At 60.8% G+C, this 25,622-nt stretch carries 27 protein-coding genes and 1 tRNA gene; 16 read left to right on the forward strand and 12 right to left on the reverse strand.

Annotated features, from left to right (window positions below; translation table 11 throughout):
- Positions 1-2: 2 nt before the first annotated feature.
- The gene (locus tag ACI77D_RS18435; protein WP_221294425.1) at positions 3-1,349 is read left to right on the forward strand and encodes a cytochrome c; all 1,347 of its coding nucleotides are present in this window, start codon (positions 3-5) and stop codon (positions 1,347-1,349) included.
- Between the two features lie 9 nt (positions 1,350-1,358).
- On the opposite strand, the gene ACI77D_RS18440 is transcribed toward ACI77D_RS18435, so the two are convergent.
- The 3 genes from ACI77D_RS18440 to ACI77D_RS18450 form a co-directional block, all read right to left on the reverse strand.
- Positions 1,359-2,630, reverse strand: a complete 1,272-nt coding sequence (locus ACI77D_RS18440; RefSeq protein WP_262667545.1) for a HAMP domain-containing sensor histidine kinase — start codon at positions 2,628-2,630, stop codon at positions 1,359-1,361.
- A 331-nt stretch (positions 2,631-2,961) separates the two neighbouring features.
- A complete protein-coding gene (locus ACI77D_RS18445; RefSeq protein ID WP_064451834.1) occupies positions 2,962-3,324 on the reverse strand; it encodes a hypothetical protein in 363 nt (120 codons plus the stop codon).
- Positions 3,325-3,326: 2 nt separating this feature from the next.
- Positions 3,327-4,316: a hypothetical protein gene (locus ACI77D_RS18450; protein WP_407017207.1), complete on the reverse strand. Its 990-nt coding sequence runs from the start codon at positions 4,314-4,316 to the stop codon at positions 3,327-3,329.
- A gap of 564 nt (positions 4,317-4,880) precedes the next feature.
- On the opposite strand from ACI77D_RS18450, the gene ACI77D_RS18455 reads away from it, so the two are divergent.
- From ACI77D_RS18455 to ACI77D_RS18505, 11 genes are all read left to right on the forward strand, one after another.
- On the forward strand, positions 4,881-5,183 hold the full coding sequence (locus ACI77D_RS18455) for a DUF6124 family protein (protein ID WP_407017208.1): 303 nt from the start codon (positions 4,881-4,883) through the stop codon (positions 5,181-5,183).
- Between the two features lie 282 nt (positions 5,184-5,465).
- Entirely contained in the window at positions 5,466-6,479 is a 1,014-nt protein-coding gene (locus ACI77D_RS18460; RefSeq protein ID WP_407017209.1) for an iron ABC transporter substrate-binding protein, read from the forward strand.
- Positions 6,480-6,506: 27 nt separating this feature from the next.
- The gene (locus ACI77D_RS18465; RefSeq protein ID WP_407017240.1) at positions 6,507-8,081 is read left to right on the forward strand and encodes an ABC transporter permease; all 1,575 of its coding nucleotides are present in this window, start codon (positions 6,507-6,509) and stop codon (positions 8,079-8,081) included.
- Entirely contained in the window at positions 8,078-9,145 is a 1,068-nt protein-coding gene (locus ACI77D_RS18470) for an ABC transporter ATP-binding protein (RefSeq protein WP_407017210.1), read from the forward strand. Before ACI77D_RS18465 ends, ACI77D_RS18470 begins: the two co-directional genes overlap by 4 nt.
- A 60-nt stretch (positions 9,146-9,205) precedes the next feature.
- Positions 9,206-9,970 (forward strand): hypothetical protein, encoded by a 765-nt coding sequence (locus ACI77D_RS18475; RefSeq protein WP_407017211.1) that lies wholly within the window; start codon positions 9,206-9,208, stop codon positions 9,968-9,970.
- A 23-nt stretch (positions 9,971-9,993) separates the two neighbouring features.
- On the forward strand, positions 9,994-10,422 hold the full coding sequence (locus ACI77D_RS18480) for a hypothetical protein (protein ID WP_407017212.1): 429 nt from the start codon (positions 9,994-9,996) through the stop codon (positions 10,420-10,422).
- Positions 10,423-10,499: 77 nt separating this feature from the next.
- On the forward strand, positions 10,500-11,165 hold the full coding sequence (locus ACI77D_RS18485) for a response regulator transcription factor (protein ID WP_053255526.1): 666 nt from the start codon (positions 10,500-10,502) through the stop codon (positions 11,163-11,165).
- Positions 11,141-12,487 (forward strand): ATP-binding protein, encoded by a 1,347-nt coding sequence (locus ACI77D_RS18490; protein WP_407017213.1) that lies wholly within the window; start codon positions 11,141-11,143, stop codon positions 12,485-12,487. The genes ACI77D_RS18485 and ACI77D_RS18490 overlap by 25 nt, the downstream gene beginning before the upstream one ends.
- Positions 12,488-12,577: 90 nt before the next feature.
- A complete protein-coding gene (locus tag ACI77D_RS18495; protein WP_064451824.1) occupies positions 12,578-13,525 on the forward strand; it encodes an ornithine cyclodeaminase family protein in 948 nt (315 codons plus the stop codon).
- 21 nt (positions 13,526-13,546) lie between these two features.
- On the forward strand, positions 13,547-14,680 hold the full coding sequence (locus tag ACI77D_RS18500) for an NAD(P)/FAD-dependent oxidoreductase (protein ID WP_407017214.1): 1,134 nt from the start codon (positions 13,547-13,549) through the stop codon (positions 14,678-14,680).
- On the forward strand, positions 14,680-15,306 hold the full coding sequence (locus tag ACI77D_RS18505) for a transcriptional regulator (RefSeq protein ID WP_064451822.1): 627 nt from the start codon (positions 14,680-14,682) through the stop codon (positions 15,304-15,306). Before ACI77D_RS18500 ends, ACI77D_RS18505 begins: the two co-directional genes overlap by 1 nt.
- Before the next feature lie 57 nt (positions 15,307-15,363).
- Here the strand turns inward: ACI77D_RS18505 and ACI77D_RS18510 are convergent, their stop codons facing one another.
- Positions 15,364-16,140 carry an ABC transporter substrate-binding protein gene (locus tag ACI77D_RS18510; protein WP_407017215.1) on the reverse strand — a complete coding sequence of 259 codons (777 nt, stop codon included), beginning with the start codon at positions 16,138-16,140 and terminating at the stop codon, positions 15,364-15,366.
- A 467-nt stretch (positions 16,141-16,607) separates the two neighbouring features.
- Between ACI77D_RS18510 and ACI77D_RS18515 the strand changes: the two genes are divergently transcribed.
- The 3 genes from ACI77D_RS18515 (at position 16,608) to ACI77D_RS18525 (ending at position 18,941) form a co-directional block, all read left to right on the forward strand.
- On the forward strand, positions 16,608-17,357 hold the full coding sequence (locus ACI77D_RS18515) for a response regulator (RefSeq protein ID WP_407017216.1): 750 nt from the start codon (positions 16,608-16,610) through the stop codon (positions 17,355-17,357).
- The gene (locus tag ACI77D_RS18520; protein ID WP_407017217.1) at positions 17,354-18,415 is read left to right on the forward strand and encodes an ATP-binding protein; all 1,062 of its coding nucleotides are present in this window, start codon (positions 17,354-17,356) and stop codon (positions 18,413-18,415) included. The genes ACI77D_RS18515 and ACI77D_RS18520 overlap by 4 nt, the downstream gene beginning before the upstream one ends.
- Before the next feature lie 220 nt (positions 18,416-18,635).
- The gene (locus ACI77D_RS18525) at positions 18,636-18,941 is read left to right on the forward strand and encodes a hypothetical protein (protein ID WP_407017218.1); all 306 of its coding nucleotides are present in this window, start codon (positions 18,636-18,638) and stop codon (positions 18,939-18,941) included.
- Between the two features lie 89 nt (positions 18,942-19,030).
- Here the strand turns inward: ACI77D_RS18525 and ACI77D_RS18530 are convergent, their stop codons facing one another.
- From ACI77D_RS18530 to ACI77D_RS18555, 6 genes are all read right to left on the reverse strand, one after another.
- Entirely contained in the window at positions 19,031-19,870 is an 840-nt protein-coding gene (locus ACI77D_RS18530; RefSeq protein ID WP_407017219.1) for a DNA/RNA non-specific endonuclease, read from the reverse strand.
- Between the two features lie 395 nt (positions 19,871-20,265).
- Positions 20,266-20,341 (reverse strand) — tRNA-Gly (locus ACI77D_RS18535).
- A 63-nt stretch (positions 20,342-20,404) separates the two neighbouring features.
- Entirely contained in the window at positions 20,405-20,965 is a 561-nt protein-coding gene (pgsA, locus tag ACI77D_RS18540; protein ID WP_053255497.1) for a CDP-diacylglycerol--glycerol-3-phosphate 3-phosphatidyltransferase, read from the reverse strand.
- Between the two features lie 32 nt (positions 20,966-20,997).
- Positions 20,998-22,821 (reverse strand): excinuclease ABC subunit UvrC, encoded by a 1,824-nt coding sequence (gene uvrC, locus ACI77D_RS18545; RefSeq protein WP_064451817.1) that lies wholly within the window; start codon positions 22,819-22,821, stop codon positions 20,998-21,000.
- A gap of 1 nt (position 22,822) precedes the next feature.
- Positions 22,823-23,464, reverse strand: coding sequence for a UvrY/SirA/GacA family response regulator transcription factor (uvrY, locus tag ACI77D_RS18550; RefSeq protein WP_017530522.1), 642 nt, complete (start codon positions 23,462-23,464; stop codon positions 22,823-22,825).
- Positions 23,465-23,615: 151 nt separating this feature from the next.
- Complete coding sequence (locus tag ACI77D_RS18555) at positions 23,616-23,981, reverse strand: helix-turn-helix domain-containing protein (RefSeq protein ID WP_064451816.1); 366 nt, start codon at positions 23,979-23,981, stop codon at positions 23,616-23,618.
- Between the two features lie 81 nt (positions 23,982-24,062).
- Between ACI77D_RS18555 and ACI77D_RS18560 the strand changes: the two genes are divergently transcribed.
- Positions 24,063-24,302 carry a DNA-binding protein gene (locus tag ACI77D_RS18560; RefSeq protein ID WP_064451815.1) on the forward strand — a complete coding sequence of 80 codons (240 nt, stop codon included), beginning with the start codon at positions 24,063-24,065 and terminating at the stop codon, positions 24,300-24,302.
- Between the two features lie 35 nt (positions 24,303-24,337).
- Here the strand turns inward: ACI77D_RS18560 and ACI77D_RS18565 are convergent, their stop codons facing one another.
- A complete protein-coding gene (locus ACI77D_RS18565) occupies positions 24,338-24,784 on the reverse strand; it encodes a GNAT family N-acetyltransferase (protein WP_064451814.1) in 447 nt (148 codons plus the stop codon).
- The gene (locus tag ACI77D_RS18570; protein ID WP_064451813.1) at positions 24,785-25,534 is read right to left on the reverse strand and encodes a carbon-nitrogen hydrolase family protein; all 750 of its coding nucleotides are present in this window, start codon (positions 25,532-25,534) and stop codon (positions 24,785-24,787) included. It lies immediately after the preceding gene.
- Positions 25,535-25,622: the final 88 nt, after the last annotated feature.

The following is a 25,622-nucleotide window of genomic DNA, read 5'->3' on the forward strand; positions in this document are numbered from 1 at the left end:
CCATGAACAACCGACGATTGGCTGCAACCGCAGGCTGGCTGGCGCTGGCCTGCGCGGTCATAGCCGCACTGCTGGCGTGGTACGTCACCCGCCAGCCCGCCTCACCGCTCGAACACGAACAAACCACCAGCTTCGACCCGGCCCTGGTCAGCCGTGGCGAGTACGTTGCCCGCCTCAGCGACTGCGTGGCCTGCCACAGCCTGCCGGGCAAGGCACCGTTCGCCGGCGGCCTGGAGATGGCCACCCCGCTGGGCGCCATTCACGCCACCAACATCACCCCGGACCGCGAAACCGGTATCGGCGCCTACACCGCAGCCGACTTCGACCGGGCGGTGCGCCACGGTGTTGCGCCGGGCGGCCGACGGCTCTACCCGGCCATGCCGTACCCGTCTTATGCCAAGCTCAGCGATGATGACATGCGCGCGCTGTACGCGTTTTTCATGAAAGGCATAGAACCGGCCAAGCAGCCCAACATCCCCAGCGACATTCCCTGGCCGCTCAACCTGCGCTGGCCCATCGCGCTGTGGAACGGGGTGTTCGCGCCGAACGCCACCTACGCCGCCAAACCCGGCGAGGATGCGCTGTGGAACCGTGGCGCGTATATCGTCCAGGGCCCGGGCCACTGCGGCAGTTGCCACACGCCACGCGGCCTGGCCTTCAACGAGAAGGCGCTGGACGAGTCCGGCGCGCCGTACCTCGCCGGCGCGTTGCTCGACGGCTGGTACGCGCCGAGCCTGCGCCAGGACCCCAACACCGGATTGGGCCGTTGGAGCGAGCCTGAAATCGTGCAGTTCCTCAAGGTCGGGCGCAACAAACATGCGGTGGTCTACGGCTCGATGACCGAAGCGTTCAACAACTCCACGCAGTTCATGGCCGATGAGGACCTGGCCGCGATCGCGCGTTACCTCAAGTCACTGCCCGGCGACCCGCAGCGTGACGGCACGGCCTGGCAATACCAGGCCGTGGCCGCCGACGCGCGCCCGGACATCCCCGGTGCCCACACCTACGCGACCCGCTGCGCGTCCTGCCATGGCCTCGACGGCAAGGGCCAACCCGAGTGGATGCCTCCCTTGGCCGGCGCCACCTCGGCACTGGCAAAGGAAAGCGCCTCGGCGATCAATATCACCCTCAACGGCTCGCAACGCGTGGTCGCCGCCGGTGTACCGGACGCCTACCGCATGCCAGCGTTTCGTGAACAACTGTCCGACCCGGAAATCGCTCAGGTGTTGACCTACGTGCGCAGCACGTGGGGCAACCACGGTGGCGCGGTCGACGCACAGGCGGTCGGCAAGCTGCGCGGGCATACCGACCCGGCCAGCAGCAGTCCGATTATTCTGCACATGCGCTGAAAAAGGCGTTCAACTCGCCGTCAGGTCAACCGAAAAACAACACCCATTCGGTTGCCTGGTGGTGAGTTCAACCCGCCACTGCTGGGTGCTGCAAATACGCTGCACCAACGACAGGCCAAGCCCCAGCCCTTCTCCCCGGCTGTGTTCACCTCTGACAAAGGGCTGGAACATCGCCTCGCGCTTGTGATCGGGAATGCCAATGCCGCTGTCCTCCACACGAAAACCGTGCTCGCTCAAGGTCAGTCGAATAAAGCCGCTGTCGGTGTAGTGCCAGGCATTACGCAGCAGGTTGCCCATAACCGACTGCAACAGCGTCAGGTTGTACTCCACGGGTGAGGTGTGTTCGCTTTCATAAATGAACTCGAGGCCTTTTTCGCGAATCATTCGCCCCCAGATTTCCACCAGGCCATCCGCCACGTCCTTCAACGTTGCTTGAGCGCCATGGCCCTGGGCACCCGAGGCCCGCGCCAGCATCAGGAAGGTGTCCACCAGTTGCCGCATCTCATCGGTGGCCCGCGCAATCCGGCCCACCTGGGCCACCGAACGTTGATCCAGCGAAGGGTCACCGAGCAACAATTCGCAGGAGCTGGCCAAGACCATCAGCGGTGTGCGCAGCTCGTGGCTGACGTCACTGGTGAACAGTTTTTCCCGGCTCAACGCATCGCGCAGGCGCCCCAGGGTCTTGTCGAAGGACAGGGCCAACTCCCCTACTTCATCCACGGCGTAATCCGGATGCAACGGCGGGGCTACATCCAGCAACTGGTCGCGATGACGCACTTGCCGCGCCAGGCGTACCACCGGCGCCATCACGCGGCGCGCCAACAAGCGGCCCAGCAGGACCGCCAATAGAATGCTCAGGATAAAACCCACCGCCACCGCGCCGAACAGCACACGCTCACGTTGCTTAAAGCTTTCCTGGTTGCGCATCAGCACGTATTGGCGCCCATCGACCACCTGAGACACCGCGTAGTAGGCACGCCCCTGATAGTCGACCTCCTGGAAACCCGGCGCCAGCTCGGTCAGCAACGGGTCGAGCGCCAGGTCACCCTGCTCGCCCTGGGCGAAAAACAATTCGCCTTTGCCCGGGCGGTGGCTCCAGCTGGCTGTGTCATCCTGGCGCAACAGGCGGTTCAACCCGCTGCCGAGGTCGGCGCTGGTGAGTTTGTATTCGACCACATGCACGGTGGCGATAATGCCCGCTGCAAACACGCCCGCCACGAAGGCGCTCATCAGCGCAAACACAATCACGATCCGTTTCGTCAGGCTGTGCCTGAAGTCCATTGCCATACGGGGTCCCACGGCTGCGTTCAACCTGAAATACCTGCTGAGTCGGGTAATGCCTTTCGACGCCGACGTTCGAACCAAAGATAGACCACGGACGTCGTGTAGCGCGTAAGCACCTGCGAAACCGCAAGCCCGCCACTCTCGCCATACCCCGCCGTGGGTACAATTCAGAACCGGCGTTATACCCGAACGCCTACGGCAGCGCACTCAGCAACACTGCCAGCGAGGTTATAAGCGTTGATGCAGTGCCTGGGTGTCGGGTGGAGAGGCGATTGAACAGGGCAGCCGGCTCGCGATAGGGGCTGATTTGTCGAGCAATAACCGTAGGCTACCAGCCGTACAAGACAGTCCAGAGGATACAGCCGGCAATCCATGCCATCCCAAAATTAAACGGCCACAACGCCCAACGCCTGAGGGACAAGGGGACGGACGCCAGTTCAGCCTCGGTCACATTCCCTCTTTTGACGTGCATTTTAGGCATTCCCAACAGTTCAGTGATCACGAGCATGCGATGAAACCTGTCGATATGCTGATTTCTGCCCCAAAACCGTTTGTTGTCGCAGACCAGCTTGTTCTCGCTGAAGCAGCTTTCCAGCGCGTCGAGCTTTGTGCATTCAGCATATAAAGTGAGCCCTGAGCCAACCAGCGCCCCAGCAAATAAAAAGATTGCCAGGATGAGTTGAAAATCCATGCTTAAGTGCCCTCTGGCTGAAAGATCAAATCACCGTCGATCTGTTCGATTTGCCCGCTCAGAAATGCACCGCCAGAGCCCAAGAAGTCACCTCCTGCATACCCTCCCGCAGCGCCGCCGATCACTGCGCAGGCCAGCGCACCGTTTCCTTTAGCCACGACGCCCAAAAAAACCTCACAGCCGCGACGGGCTAATTGCGCGCCCAGCTTCCCTCCCCAATGAGCCCCCGCCACGCCGCCCACCAACTTCCCCGTCTCCACATACTTCGCCCGCCGACACTGCGCCTCGCGCCCCTGCACACACGCCTCCTTGATCTCCAACCCTGCCACGCCCACGTCCAGTCCCAACCCCACATAGGTCCCCTTCCCCAACCACTTCGACATCTGCGCAATGTCCCGCGTCCGCTGCGCATACCCGGCGATCTCGCCCTTATGCAGATAGCTTTTGGTTGAAATGCCCAACACCTTCTTCAACGCCTGATTGCCCTGTAACCCGGTGCCAAATCGCGCCGCGCCTTGCAATTGGGCGTCCAGCAGGCCGAACAAAGCCTTACGCTGGCGTAAAAACGCCTTACGATCCAAGCCACCGCTTTTAAGACGCTGATGCAGCCGCTCAATCTCCTCCAGCGTATGCGCCACTTCGTCCAGGTGCCGCGCCCACGCCGATGTCGCGCTGCCCACGCCCAACGAGCCATACCCCAGAAAGCTTTGCAGCAGGTCGTAGTTGTTGACCACTTGGGTTCCGGCGCCAGCGTCCAGCTCCCGACGAATCACCTCGGCCTGGCGCATCAGCCAGGCCTCCTCCCTCGAACAGCTCACGCTGTAGGGATCGGGCACAATTACCAACTGCCTCGGCGTCACCAGCCCAGGGCGCAGGTGCCGGTTCAACACGTCGAAATGATCGGAGCGCGGTCGACTCAGGGCGCCGTCCATCAACCGGGATTTCAAGCTGTGGTAGTCCGTCGTGCGCTCATTGATATAGCCCTGCGCCATGCCTCACATCCCTGGATGCAATGAAGATGGCGTCGGAATATAAGCAAGCGAATACGCCCTGGACACAAGCTCGGGAAGGCCGAGCAACATTTGGGAAGTTGCCTACATCGCGGGGAAGCAGCGCCTACAAAAAAGCCACTTACCGCCACGGTTTTAGGGCCTTGGGGTTCGGTGTAGAGCCCACGATGTGTGGATATCAATGGCAATCACAGGCAAGCCTGCTGCCCTATTTTAGGGGTGGGGTTAGTGGCATTTGGTCATGGTTTGTAAAGGGCCAGCAAGGCGTGTCTCTTTAAATTGCAGGACGTTTCCTAGACAATCCCTGCCGCCTTGTGCCTGTTGGAATCGATGACTAGTCTGCGATCCGTCACTGCTCATCAGTGATCGGGTTTAGTCGCTCGGGTCTTACATGGCGCATGGTCCTCCATGAAGTTTTATGGTGGCTGTGCGTAGGGCACCTTCGGGTGCGCCGGTTTTCCATGTGACCGGTCGACTAACCTGCGTACAGCCGCCACCCTCGTTTAGTCGCGGTGGGTGTCAGCTCCAATCATGTGGAGTTACACAATGAAAAAAACCGTCCCCGATCCACCCCGCCATTCCACCAAAGACCGCGCCGCCTTCAATCGCGCCATCGACCATTACCTGCCCACCCAAGGTGTTCAAATCGAAGACCTGAGCTTCGAAGATGCCTTGCTCTACACTGCCAGTGTGCTCGACAGCGCGTCTGCCACGGCGCTCAATTGCAGTGAACTGCTGACGAGTCCCGAGCGGGCGAAGATTCTGGCGGTGTGGCATTTGCTGGAGCTTGCCAAGACCACCGTGGATCGCTCCATCGAGTGCCTGAACCCCGCGCCTCCTCACGCCTAAACTCAGTTAAACCCTGTGGGAGCTGGCTTGCCTGCGATAGCGATACATCAGTGAAAAATCCGCAAACTGACCCGCCGCCATCGCAGGCAAGCCAGCTCCCACAGTTGATTTGCGTCATTTGATAACGCTCATCACGTTTATTTACCGTTTATTTGACGTATTTTTCTCATTTCTGGCTCTACATTCGCCGCGCGCAAACATGCAAATGATTCCTATTGGTCCAGTCTCAATCGACCTCTCACGGGTTTCCCGTGCATTCATAAAAACCGGAGCGTTCAGCGTATGGCTTCCCGTCTACCTTCTTTCTTCACTAAAGCCCTGCTCGCCACCGCACTGCTCGGCGCCGGGTCTGCGTATGCCGCCGACTCCGTGGGCATCGTGGTGTACAACGCCCAGCACGAAAGCCTCACCAAGGCCTGGGTTGAAGGGTTCACCCAGGAAACCGGGATTCCGGTGACCATACGCAACGGCGACGACACCGAGATGGGCAACCAGATCGTGCAGGAAGGCGCGGCCTCCCCGGCTGACGTGTTCCTCACCGAGAACTCCCCGGCCATGGTGCTGGTGGACAACGCCGGGCTGTTCGCGCCGGTGGCGCCAGCCACCCTGGAACAAGTGGACGCCGCCTACCGCCCGGCCCACGGCAAGTGGCTGGGCATTGCTGCACGCTCGACGGTGTTTGTGTACAACCCAAGCAAATTGAAAGAAGCCGACCTGCCGAAATCCCTGCTGGACCTTGCCTCGCCAAGCTGGAAAGGCCGCTGGGCCGCCTCCCCGGCCGGTGCCGACTTCCAGGCCATCGTTGCCGCTGTGCTGGAATTGAAGGGCGAAGCCGCCACCCTCGACTGGCTCAAGGCGATGAAAACCAATGCGAGCATTTACCGGGGTAACAGCGCGGTGCTCAAGGCCGTCAACGCAGGCCAGGTCGACAGCGGCGTGATTTACCACTACTACAGTTTCGTCGACCAATCCAAGACCGGCGAAAACAGCAAGGACACCCAATTGCACTACTTCAAGCACCAGGACCCGGGCGCTTTTGTGAGCATTTCCGGTGGCGGTGTTTTGGCCTCCAGCAAACATAAAGACGAGGCCCAAGCCTTCTTGAAGTGGATTACCGGCAAAGACGGCCAAGCGATCTTGAAAGACGGCAACGCCTTCGAGTACGCCGTGGGCCAGAACGCCCAATCGAACCCCAAGCTGGTGCCGTTGGCGCAACTGGACGCACCGAAGGTTGACGCGTCCAAGCTCAACAGCAAAAAGGCTGTCGAGCTGATGACCCAGGCCGGACTGCTCTGATTGTTGCCTCAAGCCCCAGTGCCAGGTATCGCCCACGCGATACCTGCGCCACCACAACGACGCACCCAAGGCCTGTTCAGAGGCCGTGGGGGCACGTGGGTCACCAGTTTGTCAGTATTGGTTTCGCTGTTGGCGCTGTTGCCGATTGCGTTTGTGATCGGCGTGTCCTGGCAAATTGGCTGGGCGCAAATTGAGGCGCTGGTGTGGCGCCCGCGCGTCGGCGAATTGTTGTTCAACACCGTGCTGTTGGTGGTGTTCACCCTGCCGTTATGCGTGGTGCTGGGCATTGCGCTGGCATGGCTGACCGAACGCACCAACCTGCCGGGGCGACGCGTCTGGTCACTGTTGGCGGTGGCGCCGCTGGCGGTGCCGGCATTCGTGCACAGTTACGCCTGGGTCAGCCTGGTGCCGTCGATTCATGGCTTGCCGGCCGGTGTACTGGTGTCGGTGATTGCCTACTTCCCGTTTCTGTACTTGCCGGTGGCGGCGACATTACGCCGGCTTGACCCGGCCATTGAAGACGTGGCCGAGTCCCTGGGCCTCAAGCCCTGGGCCGTGTTTGTGCGGGTGGTATTGCCGCAGTTACGCCTGGCAATCTGCGGCGGTGCCCTGTTGGTGGGCCTGCACCTGCTGGCCGAATACGGCCTGTACGCGATGATTCGCTTTGACACGTTCACCACTGCGATCTTCGATCAGTTCAAATCCACCTTTAATGGCCCGGCAGCCAATATGCTGGCGGCCGTGTTGGCGCTGTGCTGCCTGGCGATGCTGAGCGCGGAGTCCGCTGCACGCGGCCATGCCCGCTATGCGCGGGTCGGCTCGGGCAGCGCCCGGGACCAGCGCATCGTGACCCTGAGCACCCGCACCACCCTGTTCGCCCTCGGCTTGCAAGGCATGACCTGTGCACTGGCCCTGGGTATCCCGCTGATCACGCTGGGCAAGTGGTTGATCGCCGGTGGCCGTGAGGTCTGGCAGTTCAGCGAACTGCTGCCGGCGCTGGAGCAAACCGTGCTGCTGGGGATGGCCGGTGCGGTATTGACCACCTGCGCGGCGGTGCCGATTGCCTGGCTGTCGATTCGGGCGCCGGGACGCCTGCAGCGTATCCTGGAAAGCTGCAACTACATCACCAGCTCGTTGCCCGGGATCGTAGTCGCGCTGGCACTGGTCACAGTGACCATCCACTTCGCCCGGCCGATTTACCAGACCACGATTACCGTGCTGCTCGCCTACCTGCTGATGTTCTTGCCACGCGCGCTGGTGAGTTTGCGCGCGGGTATCGCCCAGGCCCCGGTGGAGCTGGAAAACATGGCCCGCAGCCTCGGTCGCTCGCCGGGCCGCGCGTTATGGCTGATCACCCTGCGCCTGGCCGCACCGGCCGCCGCTGCGGGGGCGGCGCTGGTGTTCCTGGCGATCACCAATGAACTGACCGCCACCCTGTTGCTGGCGCCCAACGGCACCCGCACCCTGGCGACCGGCTTCTGGGCGATGACCAGCGAGATCGACTACGCTGCCGCCGCGCCTTACGCGCTGATCATGATCCTGTTGTCACTGCCGTTGACCGGCCTTCTCTACCATCAATCCAAACGCACGGCAGGCCGATGAACGCCCTCGAACTCCACGCCATCTGCAAATCTTTCGGCACCCAGCGCGCCCTGGCAGACGTCACCTTATCGGTGCCCACGGGGAGCCGCACGGTGATCGTCGGGCCTTCGGGCTCCGGCAAGACCACTTTGTTGCGCATGATTGCAGGCTTTGAATTCCCCGACACCGGCAGCCTCACGCTGAACGGCCAGACATTGGTCGACGCCACTCACGCCGTGCCCGCCCACCAGCGCCAGATCGGGTATGTGCCGCAGGACGGCGCGCTGTTCCCGCACATGACCGTGGCCGACAATATCGGCTTCGGCCTGGCCACCAAGGGCGAGGCTCGCCACACGCGTATCGCCGAACTGATGGACAGCGTAGCCCTCGACGCCAGCATGGCCGGGCGTTGGCCCCATGAACTCTCCGGCGGCCAGCAGCAACGGGTGGCGCTGGCCCGGGCCTTGGCGCAACAACCACGGCTGATGTTGCTCGATGAACCGTTTTCCGCGCTGGACACCGGCTTGCGCTCGGCCATGCGCAAGATGGTCGCGCGGCTGCTGAGCGACGCGGGCATTACCACGATTCTGGTGACTCACGATCAAAGCGAGGCGCTGTCGTTCGCCGATCAGTTGGCGGTGATGCGCCAGGGTCGCCTGGTGCAGTCCGGTCACCCGATGGACCTGTACCAGTACCCCGTCGATGAGCAGACCGCATTGTTTCTCGGCGAGGCCGTGGTCATGCCCGCCAGGATCGAAGCGGGCTGGGCGCATTGCGGCCTGGGGCGCGTGCAGGTCGACAGCAAGACCCACTCCATCACGGCGCGAATCATGCTGCGACCGGAGCAATTGCAGTTGAGTACCACCGACGTTTCCGGCTGTCGAGGGGTGGTGACCGAACGCGAGTTCGGCGGCAATACGTGCACGCTGACTGTGGTGTTGCAACCCGATGACGCCGAGCCAGGCCCCGCCATTCTGGTGCGCAGTTCAGGCCTGCAAGCGCCTCCCATCGGCAGCGGGGTTCACCTCACCACGCTCGGTATGGCCCATGTGTTGAAAAAAGCTTCGCCCCTCAGTCTCAGCTAAGTTTCGGGGCCTACCTTCTCCCCTGCGCCCACCACCGCGCAGTCAAGGAGAGGTAACCCCATGAATGCCACAGCAGCCCGTTGGCTGAACAAAGTACCCGAGGTGACGCTGTCATTCTGGGTGATCAAGATATTGTCCACGACCGTGGGCGAAACCGGCGCGGATTACCTCGCCGTCAATGCCGGCTTCGGCGCCGGCTGGACCAGCCTCGGCATGGCTGCGCTGTTGGCCGTCGCGCTGTTCGGGCAGATGCGCACCAAAGCCTACACGCCCTGGATTTACTGGCTCACCGTGGTGCTGGTGAGCATCGTCGGCACACAGATCACCGATATCCTCACCGATAAACTCGACGTCAGCCTGTACCTCAGCACAGCGATTTTTGCGGGCCTGCTCGCGCTTAACTTTGTGGTTTGGTATCGCACCGAGCGCAGCCTGTCGATCCGCGACATCGTCACGCCACGGCGTGAGTGGTTTTACTGGACGACGGTGCTCTGCACGTTTGCCCTGGGCACCGCCGCCGGTGACCTGGCCACCGAAGCGCTGGGCCTGGGCTTCACGCTTGGCGCGGTGATTTTCGCCGGTTTGATCGCCGTGGCCATGCTGGCCTGGCGCGTGGGCGTCAACAGCGTGCTGACCTTCTGGGTCGCCTACATCCTCACCCGACCTTTCGGCGCCTCCCTCGGCGACCTGCTGACCCAAGCCAAGACCTATGGCGGCCTGGGCATGGGCGCCAGTTGGACCAGCGCGCTGTTCCTCTGCGTCATTGTCCTGCTGGTGGCCGTCGCGCAAATCAGTGTCAGCAACCGCAAAGTCATCCCCCAATAACGACTCACCTCTAGGAAACCCTCATGCGCGTTCAAAACATGATCCGCCACGCCGCCATTGTTTCAGCGATCTTTATGCTGGGCATTGCCACCGGCTGCTCCAAACCTGCCGACAAACCCCAAGACACCGCCGGCGGCGCCACCGTCACGAGCAGCCAACCCCATGCGTCAAAACTGGGCGACCTGTCCGAATTCCGCGCCATCGCGGCGGACGTGTCGGCGCTCGTCGCCAAGCACGACCTGGCGGGTGCCAAAGCCCGCATCAAAGACCTGGAAACCAGCTGGGATGCCGCCGAGGCCGGGATCAAACCTCGGGCCGCGAACGACTGGCACGTGCTGGACAAAGCCATCGACCGTGCGCTTTCGGCCCTGCGTGATGGCAACCCGAACCAGGCCGACTGCACCGCCTCGATGGAGGACTTGCTCAAGACCTTCGATGCGATGAAAGGCTGACATCAGACAATCATGCTTCAATACAGACGCGGTGATCCTTTCACCGCGTTTGCGTTTGCTTTTGCTGCGGAGGCGACATGCGGATACTGCTGGTCGAAGACGACCCGATGATTGGCGATGCCATCCAGCGCGCGCTCAGCGATGCGAGCTATGCCGCCGACTGGGTCAAGAACGGCCTCACCGGCCTCGCCGCACTCGACACCCAACCTTACGACCTGGTGCTACTGGACCTGGGCCTGCCCGGCAAGGACGGCCTCGATGTGCTGGACAGCATCCGTGGGCGCAACAACCCCGTGCCGCTGCTGATCATTACCGCCCGTGACAGTCTCGATGACCGCCTGCGCGGCCTCGACAGTGGCGCCGATGACTATCTGCTCAAACCGTTCGACATCTCGGAATTGCTCGCGCGTATCCGTGCGGTGCTGCGCCGCAAAGGCGGGAACGCTCTGCCGTTGCTGGACAATGGCAGCGTGTCGCTGGACCTGCTCACCAAGCAAGCCAGCACCGACGCGCATCGCAACGTCGCCCTTTCCAGTCGCGAATTTGCGCTGCTGCAAGCCCTGCTGATTCGCCCAGGAGCAATCCTCTCGCGCAGTGAGTTGGAAGACCGTCTGTATGGCTGGGGCAATGAGGTCGAAAGCAACGCCATCGAATTCCTGATTCACGCCTTGCGGCGCAAGTTGGGCAGTCATGTGATCAAGAATGTCAGGGGCATGGGATGGATGGTTTCAAAAAGCGTTTGAGTGAATCGGTCCAACTGCGGCTGTCGGTCACCCTGTCCCTGGCCATTTTGCTGGTGGCGCTGGTGGCCAGCGTGTTTGCCTTTGTCTCGGCCTTCGACGAAACCCACGAACAGCAGGACGACACCTTACGCCAGGTCGCGATGCTGTATGACCGCCAGCAGATGACCCTGCACTACCCACAAGGCCCGGCCATTGATGGCGATGACGAAGAATCCCGGGTGATCATTCAACACCTGGGTGACGGCCGGCACGCCACGGGCACCAACGATGAAGCCTTGCCCTTGCCCTTCCCCACAGACCTCGCTGACGGGCTGTCCACCGTTGAGGTGAGCGGTGAAAACTTTCGCGTGCTGGTGCACACCACGGCACGTGGCGAACGCATTGCCGTGGCCCAGGAATCCGATGCCCGCGACAAGGACGCCCGCGAAAGCGCCTGGCGCAGTTTGTTGCCGTTCCTGATCTTGTTTCCGGTGCTGCTGTTGGTGGTTGGCGATCTGGTGCGCAAGTTGTTTCGCCCGATTGGTGTGCTCGCCGCCGAGATCGACCAGCGCGCCGAGCAGGAACTGCACCCCATTGAAGAACAACACCTGCCCAGCGAGGTGCGCCCGTTTGTGGTGGCGATCAATCGTTTGCTGGCCCGCGTTGAGCAGTCGATGGACAGCCAGCGGCGCTTTGTCGCCGATGCCGCTCACGAACTGCGCTCGCCGATGACCGCCCTGGCCCTGCAAGCCGACCGGCTGGCCGCCACTGACCTGTCGCCCATGAGCCGGGAGCGTTTTGAGCCGCTGTCACGCGGCATTCAACGCGGCCGCACATTGATCGATCAACTGCTGAGCCTGGCGGCGGCGCAGTCGGCGTCGGAGCGCGTACAAACGCCGCTGTCGGTGCATGCCGTGTATCGCCAGGTGCTGGAAGACCTATTGCCGTTGGCCGAGCGCAAACAGATCGATATCGGTGTTGAAAGCACTCAGGACGTGCAGGTGATGTTCAACGCGATGGACCTGTTCACGCTGGTGAAAAACCTGGTGGATAACGCCATTCGCTACACCCCGCCGGGTGGGCGTATCGACCTGTCGGTGGCGGTGATGGCTGACACCATTCAACTGCAAATCAAAGACTCGGGGCCCGGTATTTCAATCGAGGAACAGGCGCGGGTGTTTGACCCGTTCTATCGCAGCCTGGGCACCGACGAGGCCGGTTCCGGCTTGGGCTTGTCGATCGTCAAGGCGATCGCCGATCGCACCGGGGCGCAGGTGCAACTGTCATTTACCGACGCCGAGGAGCAGCGCGGGTTGTGTGTCAGCGTGTGGCTTGCGAAATAACCCTCAGCCGCCAGCTTTTTTTCGCCTGGATATTGCTCGCCAGAACTAAAAGTCCATAATGGACAAATTAGTTTATCTGCGGAGATAGCCATGTCCAGCACGCCTCAAGTGATTGACCAAGCCCAAGCGCGCGAACTACTCGCCAAGGTGGACGTGCCCCGGGTGCTGCGCAAGCTGTTCCGCGACCTGGCCGCCGGGCAGGCGGTGCAGCCGGCGCAGCAATGCGTGGAGTTCCCGCGAGGGGCCGGCGATTTCATCAACTATTTGGGTGTGCTGGCCGAAGACGGGGTGTACGGGGTAAAGACGTCGCCCTACATCGTGCGCGACCAAGGGCCGCTGGTGACGGCATGGACATTGTTGATGTCGATGCACACCGGCCAGCCGCTGTTGCTGTGTGATGCGGCCGAGCTGACCACCGAACGCACGGCCGCCACGACCGCATTGGCGGTGGACGCCCTGGCGCCCGCGGCAGCCCGACGCCTGGCGATTATCGGCAGTGGCAAGGTCGCCCAGGCGCACCTGCGCTATGTGCAGAACCTGCGCGACTGGCAGCACATCAGCCTGTATTCACCGCGCTTGCGCCGCGCCAGCGCCGATACCCTGGCCCATCTCACCGGCCTGGACCCACGCCTGACCGTCGCCAGCACCTGCGAGGCCGCGCTGGAAGACGCGGACGTGATTCTGCTCTGCACCTCGTCGGCAGGCCCGGTGATGGACCCCTCGCGCCTGAGCAAACCGGCGCTGATTACCTCCATCAGCACCAACGCCCCACGCGCCCATGAAGTACCGCCGCACTGCCTCAACGACATGCAGGTGTTCTGCGACTACCGCCAGACCACCCCGGGCGCGGCCGGCGAAATGCTGATCGCCGGCGAACAACATGGGTGGGACAAGCGTGCCGTCGTCGGTGACCTGCCCGAATTGCTCAGCGACATGGCGCAGCGCCCGAACTACGACCGCAGTGTGTTTTTCCGCTCGATCGGGTTGGGCCTGGAAGACGTCGCACTGGCCAATGCGTTGTATCAAATCCAGCGCTAACCCCTTTTTCAGGAGATGTTCATGAGCCATGCAGACTTCATCATCATCGGCGGCGGCATTGCGGGCGCTTCCACGGGTTTCTGGCTGTCGCAGCACGGCAAAGTGCTGGTGCTGGAGCGTGAAAATCACCCGGCCTACCACGCCACCGGGCGTTCGGCGGCGCTCTACACCGCCGCTTATGGCACGCCGCAAGTGCGCGCGTTGACCCTGGCCAGCCGCGCGTTTTTTGATAACCCGCCAGCGGGCTTCTGTGAGCATCCATTGCTCACACCGCGCGGTGAAATGACTGTGGATTTCAGCGGCGACCCGGCGGAACTGGAAAGCCAATACCAAAGTGCCAAAGCCACGGTGTCACAGGTGCAGCGCCTGACTGCCGACGAAGCGTGCGCGCGGTTGCCGATCCTGCGTCGCGAAAAAGTCCACGGTGCCATCTTCGACCCGACGGCCAGCGACATCGACACCGACGCCCTGCACCAGGGTTATTTGCGCGGCATCCGCCGTAACAACAGCGAAGTACGCACCGACAGCCACGTGCTGGGGCTGAGTCGTGACGCCGAGGGCCTTTGGCAGGTGCGCACCCAGGATGCGACGTACACCACGCCCATCATCATCAACGCCGCCGGGGCCTGGGCCGACCATATCGGCGGGCTGGCCGGCGCGGCCTCCATCGGCTTGCAGCCCAAGCGCCGCTCGGCGTTTATCTTCGCCGGGCCCGAAGGCGTGGACACCCATCAGTGGCCGATGCTGGTGGCCCTCGACGAAGCCTTCTACATGAAACCCGACGCCGGCATGTTCCTGGGCTCACCGGCCAACGCCGACCCCGTCGAGCCGCAGGATGTGCAGCCCGAAGAGCTGGACATCGCCATGGGCATTTACCAGATCGAAGAAGCCACCACGCTGACCATCCGCCGCCCGACCCGGACCTGGGCCGGGCTGCGCAGTTTTGTGCACGACGGTGATTTGCTCTCGGGCTTCGACCCGCACGTGCCGGGGCTGTTCTGGGTCGCGGCGCAAGGCGGCTATGGCATCCAGACCTCACCCGCCATGGGCCAGGCCAGTGCGGCCCTGGTGCGCGGCGCGCCGCTGCCGGAGCAACTGACGCGGTTCGGCCTGGACGCTGGTATGCTCTCGCCCGTCCGCCTGGAGCCGCATTGATGAACACCGCTGAACACGAAAAGGTTGTCCAGAACTTCCGGGCGATTGCCGATGCGATCGCCACGTTGTTCTTCCCCCACGCCGAAGTGGTGCTGCATGATTTGCGCACGCAAAAAGTCGACTACATCGCCAATAACCTGTCGAAACGGGCCATCGGCGACGACTCGGCGCTGGAGGACATGCTCAGCGATGACATCCGCGAAGTGAATATCGGTCCGTACGAAAAGCTCAATTGGGACGGCCAGAAAATTCGCAGCCTGAGCACCGTGCTCCACGACCACAAAGGTCGCCGGTTGGCGGTGCTGTGCATCAACCTGAATATCTCGCTGTTCGAAAATGCCAAGGCGGCACTGGACCTGTTCCTGTCGCCGAGCAAGCTGATCCCGCAACCGGACTCATTGTTTCGCGATGACTGGCAGGAACGGATCAACACCTTCTTGCATGCGTGGATGCGCGAGCGCCAGTTGAGCCTGAATCTGCTGACCCGTGACCATAAACGTGAGCTGGTGCTGGCGTTGCATGCCGAAGGCGCGTTCAAGGGCAAGAGTGCGTCGAACTATGTGGCGAATGTGCTGGGAATGGGACGGGCGACCGTCTACAAACACCTCAAGGAATTGAAGGGCTGAGCAGATCATCTTCGCAACACCACCGATCAACGGTGGTGTTCAGAGCCGTATTCGCAGTCAGTCGCCGTAGATATCCGACTTGAAGTACTGCTGTGAAATCTTCTGGTACTCGCCATTGGCACGGATGCCGTCGATGGCCGTGTTCAACTCACTGACCAATGCCGTATTGCCCTTGCGCACCGCGATCCCGGCGCCCTCGCCCACGTATTTCGGGTCCTTGAGTTCGGGGCCGACAAAGGCGTAGCCCTTGCCGCGTGGCATCGCCAGGAAGTCACTCAGGGGGATGGTGTCGGCAAAGATCGCATCCAGGCGACCTGACGCCAGGTCCATGTAGATTTCTTCGTTATTACTGTAGCGCTTGACGTTGATGCCCTTGGGCTCGAACACCTCGGTGGCGAAGCGGTCGGTGGTCGTGGCGCGTTGCACGCCGATGGTCTTGCCCTTGAGGCTGGCGTACTGGTCGTCCACGGCTGCACCTTCCTTCATCACCAGGCGCGAGGACGTAAAGTAATACTTGTGGGTGAAATCCACCGATTTCTTGCGGTCTTCGTTGATGGTCATGGACGACAGGGCCATGTCGATTTTCTTCACTTTGAGGGAAGGAATCAGACCGTCGAACTCACCCTCTACCCACACGCACTTGACCTTCATTTGCGCACACAACGCGTTGCCGATGTCGTAGTCGAACCCGACGATTTTGCCGTCCTGGGTCTTGGAGGCGAACGGTGGGTACGCCGCCTCGATGCCGATGCGCAGGGTTTTCTCGGCGGCCAGCAAGTGGCTTGAGGCAATCAGGCTCAGGGCCAGGCCGGTAATCAGCGTGCGTTTCTTCATGATCGTTGTCTCGCAAGTTGTTGTTGGTTTGGCAAGCGCGAAGAAAGGGAGAAGTGAACCCTGTATATGTACTTATAATTCCATACTGGACTTTTACGTATCGATCGTCAATCCACCGCTATCGCTGCCACTTCCATAAACCCTGATCCAAATCGCTACAGGTCCTGGACTCACTCGCAGGCACTGGATGGCAAAAACGGCGGTGATGAGCACGGCGGGCAAAATTATTGCCCGTCTCCATCGTTTCTCCACAAAACCTCCCATGAAAGTGCATGTTGATTACGCACAATTGCGACCGCCGTAGCGCCCTGTCGCGCAGGCTTACCAGGAGAAACAGCTGCTGGGCACCCTCACCCAGACGCTATGATCACTACTTGGCAACGTGGCCAGGGACCGGCAGCCACGACAAGGCAGATAAGCGCGAGCACACGGACGCAAAGGCTCGCAGCGTATTCACCGAGCAGACCATGACTGATTTTCCCGTAGCATCGATGCCCCGTCCGGAGAGCGCCAGAGAAACCCAGGCACTCGTGCTGATTGCCGAAGATGAACCTGAAATTGCCGATATCCTGATTGCCTATCTCAAACGCAGTGGCTTTCGCACCGCACACGCACGTGACGGCCGACAGGCTCTGGAAATGCACTTGGCGCTCAAGCCGGACCTGGTGCTGCTGGATGTGCTGATGCCTCACGTGGATGGCTGGCAGGTGCTTGCCGAAGTGCGCCATCGCGGCCATACGCCGGTGATCATGCTGACGGCGCAGGACCAGGATATGGACAAGCTGATGGGCCTGCGCATCGGGGCCGACGACTACATCGTCAAACCGTTCAACCCGGCCGAAGTCGTCGCGCGCACCCAGGCTGTACTCAGACGCTCCATCGATTACCACTACCGCGCCAGCCCCACAGTGCTGCGGGTGGACGCGTTTGAAATTGATCTTGAAAGCTATGAAGTCACGGTGACCCTCGCCGGCCGCAGAGTGCCGCTGGCATTGACGGTGACTGAGTTCAGGTTGCTGGCCCAACTGGCCAAGGCGCCGAAAAGAGTGTTCAGCCGCGCCGAACTGCTGGCCCAGTGTTCACCGGAAAGTGACAGCCTGGAGCGGACGGTCGACAGCCATATCAGCAAATTGCGCCGCAAGCTCGAAGACCTCGGGTTACAAGGCGTACCCACCTGTATCCGAGGGGTTGGCTACCGGTTTGGGAGTGTCGCGTGAAGGGGCTCAATGGCCTGAGCCGCCAGATCATCCTGTCCATGTCCGCCGTGGTGTTGTGCGTGATCGCCCTGGCGGTGATCGGCTCCTATATTTTCTATGCGTTGCTATGGACGTACTGGCCGCTCACGGACGAAGAAGTGGATGAGTGGCTGCCCGCCAACGTTGAATGGGTGTGGATGGGTATGACCACGTGCGTGAGCCTGGCAGTGGGCTCGATTGTGGCCTTGAAGATGTCTCGACGAATTCTGATGCCGTTGAACTCCGTGGCCGAGAACCTGCGCAAACTGGCCGACGGCGACCTGGATGTACAAGCGGTTGCCGGTGACCAGTCAATCGGCGAAGCGGCCATCCTGGTGGACGATTTCAACAGCATGGCTAAACGTTTGCAGCGTATGGCGCAGGAACAGGCGTTCTGGAATGCCGCAATTGCCCATGAACTGCGCACACCGCTGACCATCTTGCGTGGGCGCCTGCAAGGCTTGGCCGAAGGCGTGTTCGAACCGGACACCGCGCAGTTCTACAGCTTGCTGGGCCAGGTAGAGGGCCTGACACGCTTGATCGAGGACTTGCGGGTGGTCGGCTTGGCCGACAGTGGCTACCTGGAGCTCAACCTGCAGGAAGCCGACCTGGCCACGGGCATTGAGGACGATGTGCGGCTGTTCGAACCCAGCCTCACCGCTGTCGGTTTTGTCCTGCAACTGGACCTGCAACGCCGCACGATGCGCTGCGACCCCGCGAGAATCCGTCAGGCGCTGCTGGCTCTTTTGGACAATATCCGGCGGCATGCGACACCCGGAAACGTGATCGTGCACCTGAGTACCCGCGACGGCTTCAACTACCTGCGTGTGCGCGATGACGGCCCCGGTATCGACGAACGCTTCGCGACGCATTTGTTCGAAGCCTTCCAACGCGGCGAAAACTCCCGTTCACGCGCCCAAGGCGGCAGCGGCCTGGGCCTTGCGGTGGTACGCGCCATCGCCCTCGCCCATGGCGGTGCCGTGACCTGCCGGCGCATGGAAAACGGCGGCACGCTGTTCGAACTCAGCTGGCATGTTTGATTTAACGAGGTACCGCGATGCGTAGCTTTTCCTGGGTGTTCAGGAAAACCAACGACTACAGGCACTTTGCTTTGCTGGATGCCGAGCACGTGTGTATTGCGTTCAAGAGCTGTCGCGCAAAACCCGCCGGCGAGCAGTGGGTAGAAGTTGAACGCGTCAACCTGTCCTGGCTCGGAAGAACACTCCCAGGCTGCACCCGTGCCGTTGAGCGAGTGTCAACATGAGCAATGACGTGGCCCGACTTGAGGCGTCGTTAAGACTGCACACGCTGCGCTTGAAAAAACTGCAGCGCGTCTGGGTTCCACTGCAGCAATGCGCGCCCAAGTGGGTAATGGTGTTGTGGATTGTAGGCCTCTGCGTGACCCTGGGCACCCAGTGCTACTGCCACTGGCTGGTGACCGCACCGATGATCTGCGTATTGATCGTGGTGGAAATTATCGTCGAGGAACGGCAAATGACGCTGATATTACGTGCGGACCACGCACGTGATTTGCTCAGGCAGGCGCAGCTTGACGGCGTGTATTGATCGCAGAGCGCTTCAGCACAATCAACGCGCGCACGTCGCAAAACCTTGGCCGCCAAGGAACGGCAGCCCCGGTTCAGCGTTTTACACGGCTATTTACAGCCGATTCGGCTCGGCAATTGGCCTTGCTTCGCCTTCAGCGCGGCCTGCACCGGCTGCGGCAATTGGCTCCAGAACGTGAGCCCCGAGCGCTCTTCGATGTGATCAACCGTCACCTGATAATCACAGAAGTTCGCACCTTTGGGCGTTTCCTGATTCATCACAAACGAAGCATACAGGCCGTTTTCAGGTGAGCTGCCGACGAAGATGATTTTCCAGTACCCACTGGGAATGGTATGGACCTTGTTCGTCCCCGGCAGCGTGCCGACAAAATGCTCATACAAAGGCCCGGTGGCGACATACACCTGGTCGATGCCTGGCGCTTTGCTGAGGTTGCGCTCCTGGTCTTCAAGATGCGCCCAGGGCCCCTGGTTAAGCTCGGCCTTTTGCGGCGTGATATTGGACAGGTAATTGAGGGTCTGCCAGTCAGGGACGCCGGCCATCGAAGCGAGATTGGCCTGATGGCCACGGTCGACTTTGAGCGCGACATTGGCGCCGTTGTAGTCCACCGGGTCGAGGGTTTCCCCTGCGGGGATATCCGGGTCTGTCTTCCAGTCGCGCGGGCGACCGCTGGCCGGGGTGTCCTTGGTGATTTTGTACGAGACCCAGTTCGCAAACTTGGTCGAGCCATTGTTGTTCAACGTGTACGCCTGACGGTTCAACGTCAGGGGACTGCCGCCAGCGGGGCACCCCACCGAACAGTTATCGAACGGCAATGCCTGCTGCGGCTGGGGAGTGATAGCGGATTCGCGTGTTCTATCAGGCGTCGTACAGGCCGCAACGAGCGGGATCAACAGAAACGCCAGGTGCTTGAACTTCATACTTCCTTGCATGGTGTAGCTCCTTGAGGGTGAATCAATGACAACGATAAATGGCACGTCGACTGCTGCGGTTCCTTCGCGAGACGACCTGCACACTAAACCACTCCAAACATTTCAATATGAGGAGAGGCTATGGTTTTTGTTTGTGATTCCGGCTGGCCGAATGCTGAATGCCGAGAGAGGCGCGGTGAGCGCCTGCTAGAGCGTCAGCACCTGATGCCCACCTGGAGACTCGAGCGGAGCCCGTCACCAGACGGATTCGAACTGGCCCGCCCTGCGCTTAATCCTGTACAGGTTCGTACCGGATTGCCCTGGATGCCAGTGGCTTTGCGCAGAAACGAAAAAAGACGCCTAAGCGTCTTTTGTCGTTGACCCCAGCGCCCAGTGGGCATCTGTGGATCTATATTTGGAGCGGGAAACGAGACTCGAACTCGCGACCCCGACCTTGGCAAGGTCGTGCTCTACCAACTGAGCTATTCCCGCGTCTTGGTGGTGTGCATTTTATAGAATCCAGAACCCCCGTCAACCCCTTGATTCAAAAAAGTTTTATTTCTTTTCAACGGTGGTGCGCAGGTGAGGCCAGGCAGCGCGCAAATACTGGAGCATGGACCACAACGTCAGGCCAGCGGCGACGAGCAGCAAGGCATAGCCCATCAGAACCCAGAAGGAGAAGTCCGAGGGGTTGGCCAGCAGAATCACCAACGCGAGCATCTGCGCGGCGGTTTTCCATTTGCCCATGTTGGAAACGGCCACGTGGGCGCGGGCGCCGATTTCGGCCATCCATTCGCGCAGGGCCGAGACGACAATCTCGCGGCCGATAATCACCGCGGCCGGCAGGGTCAGCCACAGGTTGCCGTGTTCCTGCACCAGCAGGACCAGGGCGACGGCCACCATCAGTTTGTCGGCCACCGGGTCCAGGAACGCACCGAAGGGCGTGCTCTGTTCGAGGCGGCGCGCCAGGTAGCCATCGAGCCAGTCGGTCGCCGCCGCAAAAGCAAACACCGAACTGGACGCGGCATAGCTCCATTCGTAAGGCAAATAGAACAACAAAATGAAAATCGGAATGAGCAGGACGCGTAGAACGGTAATCAGATTAGGGATATTCATCGGCACAACTGGCTACGAGGTGAGAAGGCATTCTACTCGCTGTGCAGACTTGCATAAATCAACTCAGCGAGCTTTTTACTGATACCGGGTGCTTTGGCAATTTCTTCAATGCTGGCACGGGATAGCTCCTGCAAGCCACCAAAATGTTTAAGCAGGTCACGCCGACGGGTCGGACCAACGCCTGCGACCCCTTCCAGGGTTGAGGTTCGGCGGGTTTTGCCACGGCGGGCACGGTGGCCGGTGATGGCAAAACGGTGGGCTTCGTCGCGGATCTGTTGAATCAAGTGCAACGCAGGTGAGTCACCTTTCAAGGTGAACTCATGCGCGGCATCATTCAAGTACAACGTTTCGAAACCGGCCTTGCGCGTGGCGCCTTTGGCAACACCCAGCAGAATCAGATCGGGAACGGCCAGCTCGTTGAGCACGTCACGGGCCATGGACAACTGGCCCTTGCCACCGTCCACCAGTAGGATATCGGGGAGCTTGCCCTCCCCGTCCTTCAATTTGCTGAAGCGCCGCGTGAGGGCCTGGTGCATGGCGGCGTAGTCATCGCCGGCGGTGACGCCTTCGATGTTGTAGCGCCGGTAATCGGATTTGATCGGCCCTTCCGGCCCGAACACCACGCAGGACGCCACGGTGGCTTCGCCGCTGGAGTGGCTGATGTCGTAGCACTCAAGGCGCTGGGGCGGCTCGTCCAGGTTAAGGACTTCGGCCAAGGCGTCAAAACGCGCAGCCACGTGCTGTCGATTCGCCAGGCGTGCGCTCAAGGCCTGTTCGGCGTTGGTCACCGCCAATTGCTGCCAGCGCGCGCGCGTGCCGCGTACGCGGTGGCTGATGTCCAGCTCGCGGCCGCGTAGCCCGTGGATCGCTTCGATCAGCGTGGGGAAGTCTTCGTGCACCACGTTGACGATCAGTTCGGACGGCAAGTCGCGCTCGGGGCTGCTGACGTAGTATTGGCCAAGGAACGCGGCCATGACTTCGGCCACGTCCTCGTCGATACCGGTCTGCGGGAAGAAATTCTTGCTGCCCAGCACTCGCCCGCCACGCACGCTGATCAGGTGCACACAGGCGCCGCCCGGGTTGACGAACGCGGCGATCACATCGACGTCACCCGTGCCGCCCTCCATGCTTTGCTGGTCCTGCACGCGGCGCAGCAAGGAGATCTGGTCGCGCAGTTCAGCGGCGCGCTCGAAATCCAGGGTGCTGGCGGCCTGCTCCATGGCGCCGGAAAGCTCATCGGTAAGCGCATTGCTGCGCCCTTCCAGGAACATCACCGAATGGCGCACATCCTCGGCGTACTCCGCCGGGTCAACCAGGCCGACACAGGGCGCCTTGCAGCGTTTGATCTGGTATTGCAGGCAAGGCCGCGTGCGGTTTTTGTAGAAGCTGTCTTCGCACTGACGCACGAAAAAGGTCTTTTGCAGCAGGCTCAGGCTTTCGCGGATTGCGCCGGCGCTGGGGTATGGACCGAAATACTTGCCCTTCTGCTTCTTCGCGCCACGGTGAATACTCAGGCGCGGGAAGTTACCGTCAGATAAATACACGTAGGGATAGGATTTATCGTCACGCAGCAGAATATTGTAGGGCGGCCGCCACTCCTTGATCAGCGTCTGCTCAAGCAGCAGCGCTTCGGTTTCATTGGCGGTGATGGTGGTTTCGACCTGGGCGATACGCGCCACCAGGGCGGCGGTTTTCGGCGCAAGACCGGTCTTGCGAAAGTAGCTCGCCAGACGGCTTTTCAGGTTCTTGGCTTTGCCCACATAAAGCAGGCGTGCCTCGCTGTCGAACATGCGGTACACGCCGGGGCGGCCACTGCAGGTTGAAAGAAAGGCACTCGGATCAAACGGTGTGGTCATGTCAGGCGCTGGCGTCCACCATGCCGTGACGCACCGCGAGCAGGGTCAATTCAACATCACTGCTGATGGCGAGCTTCTCGAAAATGCGATAGCGGTAGGTGTTGACGGTTTTTGGCGACAGGCACAGCTTATCGGAGATCGACTGCACTTTCTGGCAACCGACGATCATCAAGGCGATCTGGATCTCACGCTCCGACAGCGCATCAAACGGCGAGTCACTGGTAGGCTGGAAGGATTTGATCGCCAACTGCTGGGCAATCTGCGGGCTGATATACCGCTGGCCGGCAAACACCAGGCGAATGGCTTGCACCATCTCTGCCAGGCCTGCGCCCTTGGTCAAGTAACCGGCCGCTCCGGCCTGCAGAAGGCGCGTGGGAAACGGGTCTTCCTCGCACACGGTGACCACCACGACTTTAATGTCCGGGTGGCTGCGTAATAATTTGGTAGTGGCACCAAGACCGCCGATCCCAGGCATCTTGACGTCCATCAAAACCACATCGGGTTTCAACTCCCGGGCCTTGATCAGGGACTCCTCCCCCGACTCGGCCTGACCGACTACTTGCAGGCCATCGATGTCAGCCAGCATTCGTGTAATGCCTGTACGAACGAGATCATGGTCATCGACTACTAGCACCCTAATCAAGCAGACACCTCGCGATATGGTCTTATAGGTTGCTGAACACCTTAGCAAAAAACCAGGGCGCAGACCTAGCTGCAAGCGTCATATATATTGAGTTTGCGCCGGATACAGGCTTCTACCGAGCGACATACTGCAGATTATGCTGAGCAAAAGGTCAGGTTTGCTCGAACATCGGCTTGGGTTTTTTGTTATGCGCCGCTGAATGCTCCGCCAACGTGGTGGTCAATCGACGGATAGCATCCTGATCCTCCTTGAACATGGCTCGGTAGTTTTCAAGGATCTTTTCTTCAAGCTGACTCAGGTTTTCAAATTGAATGGGAGTGGGGCTCCCCGTCAGCACATATAAAAGGTCCACTCCACGCTCCGCCACGCGTGACAAATAGTCTGCCTTGGGCGCGCGGCCACCGCTCTCGTACTTACCTTGGGCGTTAGCTTCAACGCCGCCTATTTCACCAAAATTCTTCTGTGACAGGCCAAGACGTTCTCTTTCCTGCCTTAAGCGCGAACCGATTCCACTCATTTGGATGTATGATCCTTTATGGCACACCCCTAGAGGTGACACACTCATCTCGTTTTACACAAACTTGAACGGTTTTGAACTATGCCCGGTATTCGCACTGCTGCACAAGCCAAGGCTTGGTTGGAACATCAAGGTAAGTCAGTTCAAGCGTTTGCTCGTGAGCACGGCGTCGATCCAGCCACGACGTATCAAGTGCTCGCTGGGCGTAAAAAGGGACGGCGTGGGGAAGCCCATAAGGTGGCGGTCCTGCTGGGCATGAAAGAAGGGATTATCGTGGATGAACCTGTCGCTCAACTCTGCGAGACACAAGCTCTGTCCTGACAGCAGTATGCGCTTATTCGTACAGCGTGCCTGTTTTAGTCAAATGGGGTTGTGTGACACTCGCGCTCCATGCACCAGAAGCACTCCTCTTCCCCGACGATACTCAACCCCTGGCGCTGATACAGCCTTCTCGCCGGATTGGTCTTGAACACGGTCAACCGTAAAAGACCCAACCCCTGCGCACGCGCCTTGAGCACCATTTGCTCCAACACCCAACTGCCTGCGCCTTGCTTGCGACAGCGCTCGAGCATGTGCAATTCACGTATATAAAGCGCCCTGTGATCACGATTGACGCTGATAAACCCCATCACACTGTCATCGTTGCAGATCAGCCAGTTTTCACGCCCTGCCCAGGCGACGTCAAAGCCGCTGTCAGACCACAGCAAACCGTACTGCTGGTAATAGCGGTTCATGGCGTCATGTGTCAGCGTTCGCGCAAACGGCAGGTCCTGGCTTGTGGCAGCGCGCAGGTGAAAGGCCATTTAGAGTGCTTCCACATGCCCAGCCCAGTGTTCGCCATCGCGGCGGGCAATCACCAGCGCGTCGCCAATACCCGGCGCGGCAGCAAGCAGGCTGCCATCGGCTGACCAGATGGCACTGCGACCCGCACAGGCCCAGCCACCGGATGGGCCACCGTGGTTGGCCATCAGCACCAGCATCCGATGCTCGGCGGCGTAACCCTGCAGGAGCGCACTGTCCGTCGCGTAGCCGCCTTCACTGATCAGCACACCTGCGGCGTACACATTGGCACCGGCTTCAGCCGCCTGACGCGGATGGCTGGCGTGGGAAAAGTCTGCGCAGACCGCCAGCGCAATGCGGTCATCCCCCCACTCGAGGGCTGCACCACCCTGCCCCGCGACAAACGCCACTTCTTCGCCCGGGTGCAAATGCTGCTTGGTGTAGACCGCCAGCGAACCGTCCGCGCCCAACACCAGTGCGCCGATCAGCACGCCTTCCCCGGGCGCCAGACGTATCGGCATGCCCACCACCGCCGTTAACCGCAACGCCTGCGCCCTGTCACGCAGCGGCTCAAGCAGCACATCGTCGGGTGCAATCGCCAGGCCGGCCGCCAGCGCCGGCTCATACCCGGTCAACGACAGCTCTGGAAACACCAACAACTGCACGCCCTGCGCCGCCGCCGTCTGCATAAACGCCAGGTGCCGCTGGATATTGGCCGGCACATCACCCGCGATGGAGGTGGTTTGCGCAGCAGCAAGGGTCAAGGCAGTCATGGTCGCGTCCTAGCAATAGATACCAAAGTGTAACCAGCATATCGGCACTCACCCCATAGCCGTAAGTCCCTCACGCGATAGAAATTAC

Origin of the sequence: Pseudomonas sp. O39 (genome assembly GCF_045447295.1) — a bacterium.
In the GTDB taxonomy this organism is placed as follows: domain Bacteria; phylum Pseudomonadota; class Gammaproteobacteria; order Pseudomonadales; family Pseudomonadaceae; genus Aquipseudomonas; species Aquipseudomonas antarctica_A.

Bases quoted from the DNA above. Each gene is read 5' to 3' on its own strand.
- ACI77D_RS18475 (WP_407017211.1), top strand. From the start codon at position 9,206: ATGAATGCCACAGCAGCCCGTTGGCTGAACAAAGTACCCGAGGTGACG.
- ACI77D_RS18515 (WP_407017216.1), top strand. From the start codon at position 16,608: ATGACTGATTTTCCCGTAGCATCGATGCCCCGTCCGGAGAGCGCCAGA.
- ACI77D_RS18455 (WP_407017208.1), top strand. From the start codon at position 4,881: ATGAAAAAAACCGTCCCCGATCCACCCCGCCATTCCACCAAAGACCGC.
- ACI77D_RS18435 (WP_221294425.1), top strand. From the start codon at position 3: ATGAACAACCGACGATTGGCTGCAACCGCAGGCTGGCTGGCGCTGGCC.
- ACI77D_RS18480 (WP_407017212.1), top strand. From the start codon at position 9,994: ATGCGCGTTCAAAACATGATCCGCCACGCCGCCATTGTTTCAGCGATC.
- ACI77D_RS18440 (WP_262667545.1), bottom strand. From the start codon at position 2,630: ATGGACTTCAGGCACAGCCTGACGAAACGGATCGTGATTGTGTTTGCG.
- ACI77D_RS18460 (WP_407017209.1), top strand. From the start codon at position 5,466: ATGGCTTCCCGTCTACCTTCTTTCTTCACTAAAGCCCTGCTCGCCACC.
- ACI77D_RS18500 (WP_407017214.1), top strand. From the start codon at position 13,547: ATGAGCCATGCAGACTTCATCATCATCGGCGGCGGCATTGCGGGCGCT.
- ACI77D_RS18565 (WP_064451814.1), bottom strand. From the start codon at position 24,784: ATGGCCTTTCACCTGCGCGCTGCCACAAGCCAGGACCTGCCGTTTGCG.
- ACI77D_RS18530 (WP_407017219.1), bottom strand. From the start codon at position 19,870: ATGCAAGGAAGTATGAAGTTCAAGCACCTGGCGTTTCTGTTGATCCCG.
- ACI77D_RS18495 (WP_064451824.1), top strand. From the start codon at position 12,578: ATGTCCAGCACGCCTCAAGTGATTGACCAAGCCCAAGCGCGCGAACTA.
- ACI77D_RS18510 (WP_407017215.1), bottom strand. From the start codon at position 16,140: ATGAAGAAACGCACGCTGATTACCGGCCTGGCCCTGAGCCTGATTGCC.
- ACI77D_RS18470 (WP_407017210.1), top strand. From the start codon at position 8,078: ATGAACGCCCTCGAACTCCACGCCATCTGCAAATCTTTCGGCACCCAG.
- ACI77D_RS18485 (WP_053255526.1), top strand. From the start codon at position 10,500: ATGCGGATACTGCTGGTCGAAGACGACCCGATGATTGGCGATGCCATC.
- ACI77D_RS18450 (WP_407017207.1), bottom strand. From the start codon at position 4,316: ATGGCGCAGGGCTATATCAATGAGCGCACGACGGACTACCACAGCTTG.
- ACI77D_RS18560 (WP_064451815.1), top strand. From the start codon at position 24,063: ATGCCCGGTATTCGCACTGCTGCACAAGCCAAGGCTTGGTTGGAACAT.
- ACI77D_RS18490 (WP_407017213.1), top strand. From the start codon at position 11,141: ATGGATGGTTTCAAAAAGCGTTTGAGTGAATCGGTCCAACTGCGGCTG.
- ACI77D_RS18445 (WP_064451834.1), bottom strand. From the start codon at position 3,324: ATGGATTTTCAACTCATCCTGGCAATCTTTTTATTTGCTGGGGCGCTG.
- ACI77D_RS18505 (WP_064451822.1), top strand. From the start codon at position 14,680: ATGAACACCGCTGAACACGAAAAGGTTGTCCAGAACTTCCGGGCGATT.
- ACI77D_RS18555 (WP_064451816.1), bottom strand. From the start codon at position 23,981: ATGAGTGGAATCGGTTCGCGCTTAAGGCAGGAAAGAGAACGTCTTGGC.
- pgsA (WP_053255497.1), bottom strand. From the start codon at position 20,965: ATGAATATCCCTAATCTGATTACCGTTCTACGCGTCCTGCTCATTCCG.
- ACI77D_RS18570 (WP_064451813.1), bottom strand. From the start codon at position 25,534: ATGACTGCCTTGACCCTTGCTGCTGCGCAAACCACCTCCATCGCGGGT.
- ACI77D_RS18525 (WP_407017218.1), top strand. From the start codon at position 18,636: ATGAGCAATGACGTGGCCCGACTTGAGGCGTCGTTAAGACTGCACACG.
- uvrC (WP_064451817.1), bottom strand. From the start codon at position 22,821: ATGACCACACCGTTTGATCCGAGTGCCTTTCTTTCAACCTGCAGTGGC.